At 59.8% G+C, this 12,015-nt stretch carries 14 protein-coding genes; 6 read left to right on the forward strand and 8 right to left on the reverse strand.

Annotated elements, in window-relative coordinates; all coding sequences use genetic code 11:
* Positions 1-95: 95 nt before the first annotated feature.
* Positions 96-1,064 (reverse strand): TAXI family TRAP transporter solute-binding subunit, encoded by a 969-nt coding sequence (locus ACR0LX_RS03200; RefSeq protein ID WP_480782532.1) that lies wholly within the window; start codon positions 1,062-1,064, stop codon positions 96-98.
* A gap of 400 nt (positions 1,065-1,464) precedes the next feature.
* Between ACR0LX_RS03200 and ACR0LX_RS03205 the strand changes: the two genes are divergently transcribed.
* Both ACR0LX_RS03205 and ACR0LX_RS03210 read left to right on the forward strand, forming a co-directional pair.
* Positions 1,465-1,812, forward strand: a complete 348-nt coding sequence (locus tag ACR0LX_RS03205) for a hypothetical protein (protein WP_480782533.1) — start codon at positions 1,465-1,467, stop codon at positions 1,810-1,812.
* Between the two features lie 125 nt (positions 1,813-1,937).
* Positions 1,938-2,624: a M48 family metallopeptidase gene (locus ACR0LX_RS03210; protein WP_480568762.1), complete on the forward strand. Its 687-nt coding sequence runs from the start codon at positions 1,938-1,940 to the stop codon at positions 2,622-2,624.
* Positions 2,625-2,681: 57 nt separating this feature from the next.
* On the opposite strand, the gene ACR0LX_RS03215 is transcribed toward ACR0LX_RS03210, so the two are convergent.
* Genes ACR0LX_RS03215 through ACR0LX_RS03235 form a run of 5 tightly spaced genes read right to left on the reverse strand, consistent with a single transcriptional unit; the run spans position 2,682 to position 7,901 of the window.
* Positions 2,682-3,224 carry an RSP_2648 family PIN domain-containing protein gene (locus tag ACR0LX_RS03215; protein ID WP_480568760.1) on the reverse strand — a complete coding sequence of 181 codons (543 nt, stop codon included), beginning with the start codon at positions 3,222-3,224 and terminating at the stop codon, positions 2,682-2,684.
* On the reverse strand, positions 3,221-4,423 hold the full coding sequence (locus ACR0LX_RS03220) for an RSP_2647 family RNA methyltransferase (protein ID WP_480782534.1): 1,203 nt from the start codon (positions 4,421-4,423) through the stop codon (positions 3,221-3,223). The genes ACR0LX_RS03215 and ACR0LX_RS03220 overlap by 4 nt, the downstream gene beginning before the upstream one ends.
* A 40-nt stretch (positions 4,424-4,463) precedes the next feature.
* Entirely contained in the window at positions 4,464-4,736 is a 273-nt protein-coding gene (locus tag ACR0LX_RS03225; RefSeq protein ID WP_480782535.1) for a hypothetical protein, read from the reverse strand.
* The gene (locus tag ACR0LX_RS03230; RefSeq protein ID WP_480782536.1) at positions 4,723-7,515 is read right to left on the reverse strand and encodes a [protein-PII] uridylyltransferase family protein; all 2,793 of its coding nucleotides are present in this window, start codon (positions 7,513-7,515) and stop codon (positions 4,723-4,725) included. The genes ACR0LX_RS03225 and ACR0LX_RS03230 overlap by 14 nt, the downstream gene beginning before the upstream one ends.
* Positions 7,512-7,901, reverse strand: a complete 390-nt coding sequence (locus tag ACR0LX_RS03235) for a DUF4440 domain-containing protein (RefSeq protein WP_480782537.1) — start codon at positions 7,899-7,901, stop codon at positions 7,512-7,514. The genes ACR0LX_RS03230 and ACR0LX_RS03235 overlap by 4 nt, the downstream gene beginning before the upstream one ends.
* Before the next feature lie 152 nt (positions 7,902-8,053).
* Between ACR0LX_RS03235 and ACR0LX_RS03240 the strand changes: the two genes are divergently transcribed.
* The 4 genes from ACR0LX_RS03240 (at position 8,054) to ACR0LX_RS03255 (ending at position 10,286) form a co-directional block, all read left to right on the forward strand.
* On the forward strand, positions 8,054-8,476 hold the full coding sequence (locus tag ACR0LX_RS03240) for a DUF2852 domain-containing protein (RefSeq protein WP_480782538.1): 423 nt from the start codon (positions 8,054-8,056) through the stop codon (positions 8,474-8,476).
* A gap of 69 nt (positions 8,477-8,545) precedes the next feature.
* Positions 8,546-8,977, forward strand: coding sequence for an RDD family protein (locus tag ACR0LX_RS03245; protein ID WP_480568742.1), 432 nt, complete (start codon positions 8,546-8,548; stop codon positions 8,975-8,977).
* A 76-nt stretch (positions 8,978-9,053) separates the two neighbouring features.
* Positions 9,054-9,878 (forward strand): arginyltransferase, encoded by an 825-nt coding sequence (locus ACR0LX_RS03250; RefSeq protein WP_480782539.1) that lies wholly within the window; start codon positions 9,054-9,056, stop codon positions 9,876-9,878.
* 3 nt (positions 9,879-9,881) lie between these two features.
* Complete coding sequence (locus ACR0LX_RS03255; protein WP_480782540.1) at positions 9,882-10,286, forward strand: VOC family protein; 405 nt, start codon at positions 9,882-9,884, stop codon at positions 10,284-10,286.
* Between the two features lie 95 nt (positions 10,287-10,381).
* Here the strand turns inward: ACR0LX_RS03255 and ACR0LX_RS03260 are convergent, their stop codons facing one another.
* Positions 10,382-10,771, reverse strand: a complete 390-nt coding sequence (locus ACR0LX_RS03260; RefSeq protein WP_480782541.1) for a bleomycin resistance protein — start codon at positions 10,769-10,771, stop codon at positions 10,382-10,384.
* A 45-nt stretch (positions 10,772-10,816) separates the two neighbouring features.
* Positions 10,817-11,662: a HalD/BesD family halogenase gene (locus ACR0LX_RS03265; protein ID WP_480782542.1), complete on the reverse strand. Its 846-nt coding sequence runs from the start codon at positions 11,660-11,662 to the stop codon at positions 10,817-10,819.
* Between the last annotated feature and the right edge of the window lie 353 nt (positions 11,663-12,015).

Raw genomic sequence — 12,015 nt, forward strand, 5'->3', positions numbered from 1 at the left:
CTCCCCGTCGCGGCCTTTTTTGGCCTTCTAGATCACCCGATTTGTTCGGGTTTCGGTGGCAGGGCGCCCAATGGGCACCCTGCTTTAAGTCTGGCTTACTGAATCCAGCCTTTTTCTTTGTAGTACTTCTCGGCACCCGGATGCAGCGGGGCCGACAGACCGTCTGCGATCATTTCCTCGGGCTTGAGGTTGGCGAAGGCCGGGTGCAGCTTTTTGAAGTCGTCGAAGTTCTCGAAGACCGAGCTGACAACCGCGTAAACCGCGTCTTCCGACACGTCCGACGAGGTCACGAATGTCGCGCCCACACCAAAGGTTGCAGTGTCGCCATCCGACCCACGGTACATGCCGCCGGGAATGGTCGCGGTGCGGTAAAACGAGTTGTCGTCGACCAGTTTGCTGACCGCGTCACCGCTGACATTCACCAGAACCGAGTCACAGGCGGTTGTGGCCTCCTGGATCGAGCCCGAGGGGTGACCAACGGTGTAGACCATCGCATCGATCTGGTTGTCGCACAGAGCTGCGGACTGTTCTGCCGCTTTCAGCTCAGTCGCCAGTTCGAAATCATCGGTGGTCCAGCCCATTTCGCCCAGAAGAACTTCCATGGTGCCGCGCTGACCGGAACCGGGGTTGCCGATATTAACGCGTTTGCCCTTCAGGTCCTCGAAGTTGGTGATGCCGGAATCGGCACGGGCCACAACGGTGAACGGTTCGGGGTGTACCGAAAAGACGGCGCGCAGATTTTCGAACGGACCAGCCTCTTCGAATTTCGAGCTGCCGTTATAGGCGTGGTACTGCCAGTCGGACTGGGCCACACCGAACTCCAGCTCGCCTTCGCGGATGGTGTTGATGTTGTAGACAGACCCGCCGGTCGATTCGACCGAGCAGCGCACGCCATGTTCCTTGCGACCCTTGTTCACCAGGCGGCAGATTGCACCGCCGGTCGGGTAATACACGCCGGTGACACCGCCGGTGCCAATGGTGATGAACTCTTCGGCATAGGCTGCCGGCGCCATCATGGCCGCGGTCACAAATGCGCCGAGGCTGAGCTTGCTGCTGTTTTTCATCTAAGAACTCCCAAGTTTTATTTTGGGGGAGATGGATTCACGTCATCTGCACATAACCCCGGCCATACGCCGGTTTCCCCCGACGGTTTGCCTTGCAGAAGGTGCAGTTACTTGATTTTTCCAATGTCTCCCAACGTTTCCGAGGTTTCATTCAGACACTATCGTTGTCAACCCCCGGTCTCGGATCATATGAGCCAATCCGCATATATGACAGGAATTGAGGAAGTTTCCCCGTCAATTCTGGGATTGACGTGCGCGGGCTTGCCGCCATGCAGTGACCCAATCCCGGCCCCAATCTGGTCGTAATTGCCCGATACGCGCCATCCGAAGAACGAATAACCAACCCTGTTCGCGCACCGGACAGACCACATCCCCAACATAATACACTTCGGAAGGTTCCATGCTGCTGCACCGCCTCATTCCTCTTGCCCTTTTGACACTTGCTCCGCTGGCAGCGCTTGCCAATACACCGCTGGGACGGGACGATTTCGTCGTCAATTGCGTTTCGGACATTGATGGCAGCGAGGTAACGCTGACCCGGACAGGCGGCGCGGACAAAGGGACCATTGCGACCTCAACCGTCGACGGCGAAGCGGATATCTATCCGGCCGGGGACTCGATGACATATGTGCTGATCAAGGATCAGACCGTTGTGACTTTTGTGATGAAATACGAAAGCCTCAAATACAACATGATGATTAAGGGCACTACGCAAACCAACGACCGGGGCATCTGTTCGACCGACTGATATATCCCAGTCTCGACCGGGTCCGATTGACCAGACGCCAGCAATTCGGTCCGCTGCACATTGAGGGTGGCAATCGCGGCTGCCACCCGACTTGCGATTTGCGCGGAATCGACCATATCTAACATATGCTTCGCATCACCCCGATCCTGCTGGCCGTCCTCTATGCCATTGCGATGTACCGGATTTCGGTCTGGCGCACCCATCGCGAGTTGGATGCCAAATCGACCGAACTGGCCGATCCAGCGCTAAAACGCATGACCGACCGGCTGGCGGCAGCCCTGGAGATCGACCGCGTGCCGGTCTACATCTACGAGATCGACCCCGTGAACGGGCTGGCCGCACCGGACGGGCGGATTTTTATTACGCGCGGGTTCTACCGGAAGTTTGCGAATGGAGAGGTCTCGGCTGAGGAAATGGCAAGCGTTATCGCCCATGAGCTGGGGCATGTGGCCCTTGGACATGCGCGACGCCGGATGATCGATTTTTCGGGGCAGAACGCCCTGCGGGCTGCGCTGATGATGCTGCTGAACCGGTTCATTCCGTTTATCGGTGCCTGGATCGCCAATATGCTGACCCACCTGCTGGCCTCGCGCCTGTCACGCGGCGATGAGTACGAGGCGGATGAATATGCCGCCGCCCTGTTGACCAAGGCCGGAATCGGCATCGGGCCGCAGAAATCCCTGTTTCACAAGCTGGAAGATTTGACGCAACAGCGCGCGGGGGTTGTTCCCGCCTGGTTGATGAGCCACCCGAAGACGGATGAGCGTATCGCGGCGCTGGAAACGCTCGAGCAGCGTTGGAAGCAGGGGTGAGCGTAGGTCAGCCTCGCACGCTCTCCGGAAAATTATAGCCAGACGAAATGGAACCCGTCAGACGCTCAGGGCTTTGCCTAGGCGTGGCAGACGGGCTTTTTTCATCAGGCTGCGCAGGGTCCACTGGTCGCCGGACAGGCGGTTGGCCTCAGACAGAACACCTTCGGCTAGTTGAGTCATTCCGTCTGAATCATCGACAAAGAACCCGTGCAGCAAGGTATCGGGATCGCGTCGTTCCAGCCCTTCTTCCGCCAGAATGTTCCTTGGAAAGTCTTTTGCGTTGACCGTGACGATCACATCCGCCGAGCACGCCACGGCAGTTGCGAGCACGTGGATATCCGCGGCATCGGGCAGCCAGAGGCGGTGTTCCAACCCCGGCGGCGCTGGACGCTCGGCACCGGGCCACTGAGCTTGTGTCAGGGCGATTTCGGCGCGCGCCTGCGCCTCGCCCGCGGGGCCAAGCTTGCGGGCGGCGCGCGCCCATTCCTCGAGGATGCGTGGGGACCAGAAGGGCGTGAAATGGCCGAGTTTCGCCGCGCCAAGCAGCATTTCCCGCATTACGGTGGGATAGATGACGCAGGTATCCAGAACCGCCTTCACAGCCGGTAGAACACAGCTTTGAGGTAACCGCTTTCGGCCAGTTGCGGCAATTGCGGGTGATCTGGCCCGGCGAATCCGGTGTGGATCATCTGTGCGTGACGCCCGGCCCGTCCGATCCCGCGCGCGGATGCATCGCGAAAACGGCCGAGATCAGCGGCGTGCGAGCACGAGCAGAGGCCCAGATAGCCGCCGGGTTTGACCAGAGGCGCGGCCAGACGGGCAATGCGTTCGTAGGCGCGCAGACCCGCATCCAGTGCTTGTTTCGATGGGGCAAAGGCAGGCGGATCGCAGATGACCACGTCAAACTGCGCGCCCTCGTCGTTGAGTTGGGTCAGCACCTCGAAAGCATCGCCGTGCCGGGTTTGAAAGCGGTCTTCGAACCCCGACGCCATCGCCCCTTGCGCCGCCAGATCGAGAGCGGCAGCAGAGCCGTCCACCGCAAGGGCTTGCCCTGCGCCACCAGCCAGCATCGCCAGCCCGAAACCGCCTACATGACTGAACACGTCGAGAACCTGTGCGCCCGGTTGCACCAAGCGTGCGGCAAAGGCGTGGTTCGGACGTTGGTCGTAGAACAGACCGGTCTTTTGACCGCCGGTCAGATCGGCCATGTAAGTCGCGCCATTCATGGGGACCGGCACCGGCGCATCGGGTGTCGTGCCGCGCAAAGTCAGGCTGACATCATCCAATCCCTCAAGCCCGCGCGTGCGGCCTGAGGCGTTTTTCAACACTGTCGTCGCGCCGGTCACCTTGATCAGAGCATCGGTCAGAGTCTCAAGATGTTGTTCGGTCCAAGCCGCGTTGGGCTGGATCACGCAAACCGCGCCAAACCGATCAATGATGACGCCAGGGAATCCGTCGGCCTCGGCGTGGATCAGGCGGTAATACGGCGCGTCGAACAGTTGCGCGCGCATATCGAGCGCGCGGCGCAGACGTGTTTCGAACCATTCTGGCGTCAAGTCGGCGTTCAGATCGCGGTCCAGAACCCGGCACATGATTTTTGAATTCGGATTGACCGCAACCAAAGCTATCGGGCTGCGCTTGTCATCCTCAAGCACCGCCAAAGCGCCCGGTTCGATCTTGCGCGTGCGGCGGTCGGTGACGATGTCATTGGCATAGACCCAGGGAAAGCCGTGGCGCAGGCCGCGCGCATTGGCTTTGGGTTTCAGGCGGATGCGGGGGCGGTCGGCGGTCTGGGTCATTGCGCCCTCATAGTCGCGAACGCGCGTCGGGGAAAGCCCCCTACCGCGCCCGGCCGCGCCAGCCGCCGCGTCGTTTCGGAGCCTGCGCAGTTTCCAACCCTTCGCGCAGCACCTGCGTCATCGGGTGATCGGCATGTTGGGCCGCGTACCCCGCGTGCAAAACCGCCAATGCCTTTTGCTGATCGCGGTCGGGTGGAAACCCAAGCGCCCAGTCCAGAAAGATGCTGCGGCATTCGGGCAAGGCGATACCCTCGATGCGATAGGCCTCGCGGATCAGCCCTTTGGGATCGTTTGGATCATCACTGCGCGCCATCTTTGCCCTCTTCGACTACCGCCTGGATCAACGCGGCGGCGGTTGTGTAAGTGTCCGCCAAAGCGGCCTGAAGGTCGTGAACCTGATCGAACCCGGTCGCGCGACACAAGAATGCCGCGCCCCCCTCGCCGATCCGGTCCGACTCGATCGCGTTGCCGGACAACAGCCGCGTCGCGCATTGTACCGACCAGCATAGATCGTAGCATTCTTTCAGAGTCTGCCCTTGCGCGACATCCAGCAGACCAGCAGCGACAGCACCGTCGAGACCGGAATGGACGTCGCGCTGCGCTGTTCCTGACAGCAATGCACCAGTTTCGGCGATCAGTTCGATATCCATCATCCGCCCCGGTCCATTCTTGGCGTCCCAGATGCCCGCAGGGGATTTGGCGGCGGCGAGCCTGTCGCGCATTTCGGCCACTTCTTGCAGGACCTTGCGGTGATCGCGTGGGCGCGACAGGAACTCGGCACGGAAGCTCTCAATATCCGTGGCCAGTCCGGGATCACCGGCAACCACATGCGCGCGTGTCAGAGCCAGATGCTCCCAGACCCATGCTTCGTTCTGCTGATAATTGACGAAGCTGGCCCAGCTTGTGGCGACGGGCCCCTGATTTCCGGATGGGCGCAGACGCATGTCGACCTCGTACAGCCGCCCTTGCGACATCGGCGCGGACAACGCCGTGATGAGCGCCTGCGTGAAGCGGGCATAATATGTCCGTGTGGCCAGCGGGCGCGGCCCGTCCGACATGTCCTGATCCAATGGGTCATAGATCACGATCATGTCGAGATCGGATTGCGAGTTTATCCGCGCGGCCCCAAGCGAGCCCATGCCCAGGACAGTCGCCCCGCGCCCGGGTGCAGGCCCGTGCTTGTTGGCGAATTGCGCCGCGACGATGGGCAGAATGGCAGCGATGACCGCGCGTGCCAGATCGGCGTATTGCTGACCCGCCTGCGCCCCGTCGATAAGCCCGCGCAGGTGGTGAACGCCAACGCGAAAGTGCCATTCCTTGCACCACCGCCGCGCCAGATCGAGTTGCGATTCATAGTCTCTTTCAGCCGCAAGCAACCCGGTCAGTTCTTCTTGCAACGCCCCTTGGCCGGGCCAGTCGAGAAAGAAACTGCCACCAATCACCGCGTCAAACACCGAAGCGTTGCGCGACAGATGCGAGGCCAGCGCGTGCGAGGTGCCGACAATGTCGATCAGCAGGTCGATCAATTGGCGATTGGCCTCGAACAGCGAAAACACCTGAACACCGGCAGGCAACCCGGCCAGAAATCCGTCGAGGGCCAGAAGCGCCTCGGCGGGTTGCGCGGTCTTGGCCAGCCGGGTCAGCAATTCTGGTCGCAGGCGTTCAAAAATACGTCGCGCGCGCTGCGAGCGCAGCGCGGGATAGGTTGGCCAACGGGCCAGCACGCTTTGGTCAAATTCGATCTCGTCTGTTGCAGGTGTCGGCGCGCTTTGACCCGGCGCAAAGAAACCCTCGGTCAGTTCATGGACTTCGGTCAGCCGATGGGTAAGGTCGGCGGTCAGCTCTTCTCGGCTGATCCCCATCAGACATGCGACGCGCTCGATACCATCGTCGGAGTTCGGCACCTTGTGGGTCTGCGCATCGTGCACCATCTGGATGCGGTGCTCGACATCGCGGTGCGCACGGTAATGATCGGTCAGCTTTTCGGCCACATCCTGCGGCACCCAGCCTTTTTCGGCCAGCGCTGCAAGACCCGGGACAGTTCCGCGTACGCGCAGATCAGGATCGCGACCGCCCGCGATCAATTGCCGGGTCTGGGTGAAGAACTCGATTTCTCGGATGCCACCCTGCCCCAGCTTCATGTCGTGCCCGGGGATCACCAGCGCGCCACCCGTGCCTTTGTTTTCGCGAATGCGCAGACGCATGTCGTGGGCATCCTGAATGGCGGCAAAATCCAGGTGGCGACGCCAGACAAACGGGCGCAGCGTTTCCAGAAACCTGTCACCCGCAGCCATATCGCCGGCGCAGGGGCGCGCCTTGATATAAGCCGCGCGTTCCCAGGTTCGTCCAAGGCTTTCATAATATCGCTCGGCGGCTTCCATTGCCATGCAGACCGGGGTCACCGCCGGATCAGGCCGCAGGCGCAGATCGGTGCGAAACACATAACCATCGGCCGTCTTGTCGCTGAGCGTGGCGCAGAAGTTCCGCGTTGCCCTTACCATTCCTTGCCGCGCATCATAGAAGTCATCCGGATCGAACCGGGTTTCGTCGAACAGCACGATCAGATCAATATCCGAGCTATAGTTCAGCTCATGCGCGCCCATCTTACCCATTGCCAGAATGACCATACCGGCGGCGGTTTCGACGTCATCGGGCGTCATTCCCGGCAACTTGCCGCGCCGGATCAGGGCCGCAATTTCGGACTTTGCCGCAACATCCGCAGCCAAAGCGCCAAAATCGGTCAACGCCGCAGTAACCTTTTCCAGGGGCCAGGCGCCTGCCAGATCCGCGAGCGCGGTCAACAGCGCCACGCGCCGCTTTGCCACCCGAAGCCCCGGCTTCAACTGATCCGGCGGCAGGTCGCGCGCGGCGGCCATGATGTCGACAAGGGCCTGATCCGGGCTGTGCAGCGCCACTGGCAGCCAATCTGACTCGCGCTCAATCAACCCCTTCAGATAGGGGCTGGATCCTGCCGTGCCCGCAATCAGATCGGCCTGCTCGGGCGTCACATCACATACCAGTCCGCGGGTTTCCTCGCCTAGCGCCGTGTCATATGCGCGCGGCAAACGCTGAATCGACAGAGGCGCGGTCATTTGCGATCCAACGGAGTATCCTGGCTGAAACTGTTCACCCAGACATCGTGTCGCCGCTCCCATAGCGACGAGATCAACATCGTCTCTGTCATCTCAGAGCCCGGCCGCTGATAGTCGGCCCGGTAGGACAGTAGCACGATATCTGGCGTCAGCACACGCAGTTGGGTTTCGCTCAGTTCAAACCGCGCCATGGTCGGCGCATCGGCAAACTGGCCCACATGATCGTCGCGATTGGCAAACCCGCTGGGATAGACACCCAGAAAATCCGCGCTCAGCAATGCGCGATCCGCCTGCGCGTCGCCTTCGACCAAAGCGGCCCAGACCCGCTTTTCCAGCGCAAGGATTTCAGCAAGTGAGGGGGCGGTTTTTCGTTCCGTGACAGACATTTTGGCAAATTGCTCTGTTACCCTGGCAACGTCAACCGGACAGGTCTTTCTACAAAATGTAAATCTTTTTCACATTGACCCCTTGCAACCCCATTCTCCCCGCCCCATCTAGGAAATGTAAACAGTTTTTACATCAACCCGGAGACCACAACATGACCGCATTATCCGAACCCGCCGTCCCCGAAAATCCGGGATGGCTTTACCGCGCCGAAGCCTGGCTGGACAGCAAGGGCAAAGGGGCCTGGATCGCTGCCATGGTCCTTGGCTTTATCTTTTTCTGGCCCATCGGCCTGGCCTTTCTTGCCTACATGATCTGGAGCAAACGTATGTTCAGCAAATCCTGCGGTCGCCGCAAATCCTGGAACAGCCACATGAGCGCAATGAAACCGTCGGGCAACAGCGCCTTTGACGCCTACAAGGCCGACACACTGGCCCGGCTCGAGCGTGAGCAGAAGGACTTCGAAGCCTTCCTGCGCCGCCTGCGCGACGCAAAAGACAAGGCCGAGTTCGACCAGTTCATGGACGAACGCGCCCGCGATAACCACGACGACGCGGAAAACGGCGAACGCGCCTGATCCAGACTTGCCCTGTCCCGCATTTCGGGACAGGGTTCTTCCCAAGATTACCACCCGGAAAACCTGAAAATGACCCACCTGCCCGACCCAGACAGTCAGCCAGAATTCTATCAATCCGTCGCAACCAAAAGGTTCGTCGCGTGGCTGTTTGACATCGCCTTCATCTCGCTGCTCTGCACCGTCGCCATTCTGTTGACCTTTGGCATGGGCTTCTTCATCCTCGCGCTGATCTACGCCGTCGTCAGCTTTGTTTATCGCGTGGTGACCATCGCAAATGGCTCGGCGACACTGGGCATGCGCTTCATGGGTATCGAGCTGCGGGATTCGTTCGGCGAACGCATGGACATGGGCAAAGCCGTGGCGCACACAGCCGGTTACTTTGTCAGCATGGCCTTTCCGGTTCTCCAGATCATCTCGGTCGTCATGATGCTGACCAGCGCCCGGTGTCAGGGCCTGACCGACGCCTTTCTGGGCACGGTCATGATGAACAGACGCGCCTGACACCAAGATCGCGTGAAACACTTGGCGGGTCCTGAAACCGTTGCTATCATCGCGCCACGGGAAACACAGGACCTTCATGCGACACACGCTGCCTATCGCGCCACAATTCTATGTGACGGCACCCCAGCCCTGCCCTTATCTTGAGGGCAGGATGGAGCGTAAGCTGTTCACCGCCTTGCAGGGTGAAGGCGCAGATCAGCTGAACAACAGCCTGTCCCAGCAGGGGTTCCGTCGCTCGCAAAACGTTCTCTATCGCCCCTCTTGCACCGATTGCGCCGCCTGCCTGTCGGCACGTATCGACGTCGCCGCGTTTCAACCGGGCAAAAGTCAGAAACGCGTGTTGCGGCGAAACAGCTATCTCAAACGCAGGGCCACATCGCCCTGGGCCACGGACGAACAGTTCGATCTGTTCCGCAAATACCTGGACGCGCGCCACGCGGATGGCGGCATGGCCGACATGGACGTGTTCGAATTTGCCGCAATGATCGAGGAAACCCCGATCCGCAGCCGCGTCGTGGAATATGCCGATCCCGAAACCGACACGCTGATTGCCGTCAGCCTGACAGACGTTCTGGATGACGGGCTCAGCATGGTCTACTCGTTCTACGACCCGCTCAAACAGCAGGACTCACTGGGGACCTACATGATCCTTGATCATATCGAGATCGCGCGTGAGGCTGGCCTGCCCTATGTCTATCTGGGTTATTGGGTCCCAGGCAGCCCCAAGATGGGCTACAAGGCCAAGTTTTCGGGATTTCAGGTCTACTTGGGGGGATCGTGGCAAGCCGTCAAAGACCCAAGCAAGTTTGGTGACGCCGGGCATCACCCCCTGTCTTCGCCGCCCATTGCCGAACAGGTCGCCAATATCCAACTGCCTGACCGTCACCCGACCAAGGGCTAAGGCATGCGGCAATCCCTTCACGCGGTGACGCTGGTCGTTCCCGACTATGACGCGGCCATTTCTTTCTATACTCAGGTTCTAAGCTTTGATTTGCTTCAGGACATCGATCTGGGCGCGGGCAAGCGCTGGGTGCGCGTTGCACCGCCGGGGTCCACTGGCGGCTCGCTGCTCTTGGCACAAGCGGTCGGCGAGCAACAATCCGCTGCGATCGGCAACCAGACCGGCGGACGCGTCGGCTTCTTTCTCGAGACCGACGACTTCAATCGCGACCACGCGGCGATGCTTTCGGCAGGTGTGGAATTCGAGGAACCACCCCGACACGAACCTTACGGAACCGTCGCGGTATGGCGAGATCCGTTTGGAAATCGCTGGGACCTGATCGAATTCACGGTCTCCAAAAGCGCGTAATCGACAAACCCAATCCTGACCGCAGCGCGGCACGCGCTGCCCGGCCCAACCGGCGGAGATGCGCCGCAAGGCGTGTCGAAAACGGGCGGGAGCGCTCACCCATTAGCGCGCGGGCTGATGTCCTGGCCGAAAAACACCAGCGTTCCATCCTCGTCGATCACGTGGAACTCACGCTGTTGGTAGGGCTGATCAAAGGGCGGACGCACCCGCCCTTCGGGCAGATCCGACAAGCGCGGTGCCAATGCCGCATATAAGTCATCAATGTCCTGAACATCGACGTAGAACGACTGATTGTCACCTAGCGGCCGCCCGTCCGGGCGCGGCGGGCATTCCAGCAGACGTATCGCAATCGACCCGTTAGACAGATAGGCATAGTTGTCCTGCGTGAACCCGCAGGTAAATCCCAACCGGTCACAGTAGAACGCGATCTGATTTTGCAGGGACGAGCACAAAACAAACGGCGTGAGCTGCAATATTTTGGCCATCTGAACCTCCTGAATTCAATGAGGTCCAACATACCGCGTCCCGCCTCAGTCCAATAGCTGATCTTTCCGGTTCCCTTCGCGCTCATAATGTTGGGGCAGCACCCGGCCATATAGTTGGCGGGTGCGCTCGACCCCTCCGCACATGCCTTCGGCTTCGACGAACGAGAATATGCCGACATAGCGTCTGCGCGCGCCTTCCACCGGGGCGACCCGATGCAGCGCATAGCGCCCTTTGAAGATCTGGAGATCGCCAGGCTGCAAATCCAGTTGACGAACATCGCTCATGTCACCGTCCAAAATCGAGGCAACCGCGCCAAAGTTCTCTTCTTCGGGGGTGCGCAGGTTGGGAACATACTGAAAAGCTCCTCCGTCCTCGCCGTTCTGAATGGCCAGAGTTACGGTGTAATTGTTGGTATCGAAATGCCAGGGAAACCCCTGCCCTTCCTCAACGACATTAATGATGACGTCCGCCAATGGGTCATCGTAGCGAAAGAACCGTTCGGCCGGTTCACCCAGCGCGGCGCGAATGAAGGGCATGAATGACGGGTCTTCGTAAATCCGGCGCAACGGTCCCGATCTTTTGAAATTGTCGGCAGGAACAAATGCGTTCGAGCGGTCATAGAACCTGCGGATCGGGTGGCCAATCCCGAAACGCGGATCGTCCTTTGTGAAATAGGCATTGGTGCGATTGAACGACCGATATGCGTTGCCTGCGACCGCGTCAGCCTCGGCCAGTATTTTCTCGATCCCCTTGTCATGGACAAAACCGGTCAGAACCGCGCAGCCCTCTTCGTTCAGGTCACGCTGAAGATCCCTGATCAGTTGCGCGTAGGCCCATGAGTCCGGGCGATCAATCGGATACCGTCCAACGTCAATCAGATCGTGCAACATGATCCGACCCTCCCTTTTACCGCTATCAGCTCCACCCTGTCGCAGCCAAAGGCACCGATCATGCCCGTTTCAGACATCGGCCTGACGCTTTTTGACCTGAAAATTCGCGTCTTTCCCGGCCAACTCTGGAAGGATTTCCTGAAAATTCCCGCCATGCGGCATTTCGCGCAATAAAATTTCGAAAAAAACGTCTTCTCGGTTACGAAATTGGTTCAATTGCCTGTTGACGCCCCTTTCCCCCGCTCATAATGTCGCTGCAACGCAAAAAAGGAGCCTCTGGCGATGAAAGCGCTAGTCGTAATCGTGGGAACAACGCGCATGGGCCGGTAACGGAAAACCATACTCGAACCCAT

Source organism: Ruegeria sp. CH11, from assembly GCF_056537105.1.

Excerpts from the sequence above, each read along its gene's own strand:
- ACR0LX_RS03220 (WP_480782534.1), bottom strand. The coding sequence starts at position 4,423 with ATGACCCAGACCGCCGACCGCCCCCGCATCCGCCTGAAACCCAAAGCC.
- ACR0LX_RS03260 (WP_480782541.1), bottom strand. The coding sequence starts at position 10,771 with ATGGCCAAAATATTGCAGCTCACGCCGTTTGTTTTGTGCTCGTCCCTG.
- ACR0LX_RS03240 (WP_480782538.1), top strand. The coding sequence starts at position 8,054 with ATGACCGCATTATCCGAACCCGCCGTCCCCGAAAATCCGGGATGGCTT.
- ACR0LX_RS03230 (WP_480782536.1), bottom strand. The coding sequence starts at position 7,515 with ATGACCGCGCCTCTGTCGATTCAGCGTTTGCCGCGCGCATATGACACG.
- ACR0LX_RS03205 (WP_480782533.1), top strand. The coding sequence starts at position 1,465 with ATGCTGCTGCACCGCCTCATTCCTCTTGCCCTTTTGACACTTGCTCCG.
- ACR0LX_RS03245 (WP_480568742.1), top strand. The coding sequence starts at position 8,546 with ATGACCCACCTGCCCGACCCAGACAGTCAGCCAGAATTCTATCAATCC.
- ACR0LX_RS03210 (WP_480568762.1), top strand. The coding sequence starts at position 1,938 with ATGCTTCGCATCACCCCGATCCTGCTGGCCGTCCTCTATGCCATTGCG.
- ACR0LX_RS03225 (WP_480782535.1), bottom strand. The coding sequence starts at position 4,736 with ATGGCGCGCAGTGATGATCCAAACGATCCCAAAGGGCTGATCCGCGAG.
- ACR0LX_RS03255 (WP_480782540.1), top strand. The coding sequence starts at position 9,882 with ATGCGGCAATCCCTTCACGCGGTGACGCTGGTCGTTCCCGACTATGAC.
- ACR0LX_RS03235 (WP_480782537.1), bottom strand. The coding sequence starts at position 7,901 with ATGTCTGTCACGGAACGAAAAACCGCCCCCTCACTTGCTGAAATCCTT.
- ACR0LX_RS03265 (WP_480782542.1), bottom strand. The coding sequence starts at position 11,662 with ATGTTGCACGATCTGATTGACGTTGGACGGTATCCGATTGATCGCCCG.
- ACR0LX_RS03250 (WP_480782539.1), top strand. The coding sequence starts at position 9,054 with ATGCGACACACGCTGCCTATCGCGCCACAATTCTATGTGACGGCACCC.
- ACR0LX_RS03200 (WP_480782532.1), bottom strand. The coding sequence starts at position 1,064 with ATGAAAAACAGCAGCAAGCTCAGCCTCGGCGCATTTGTGACCGCGGCC.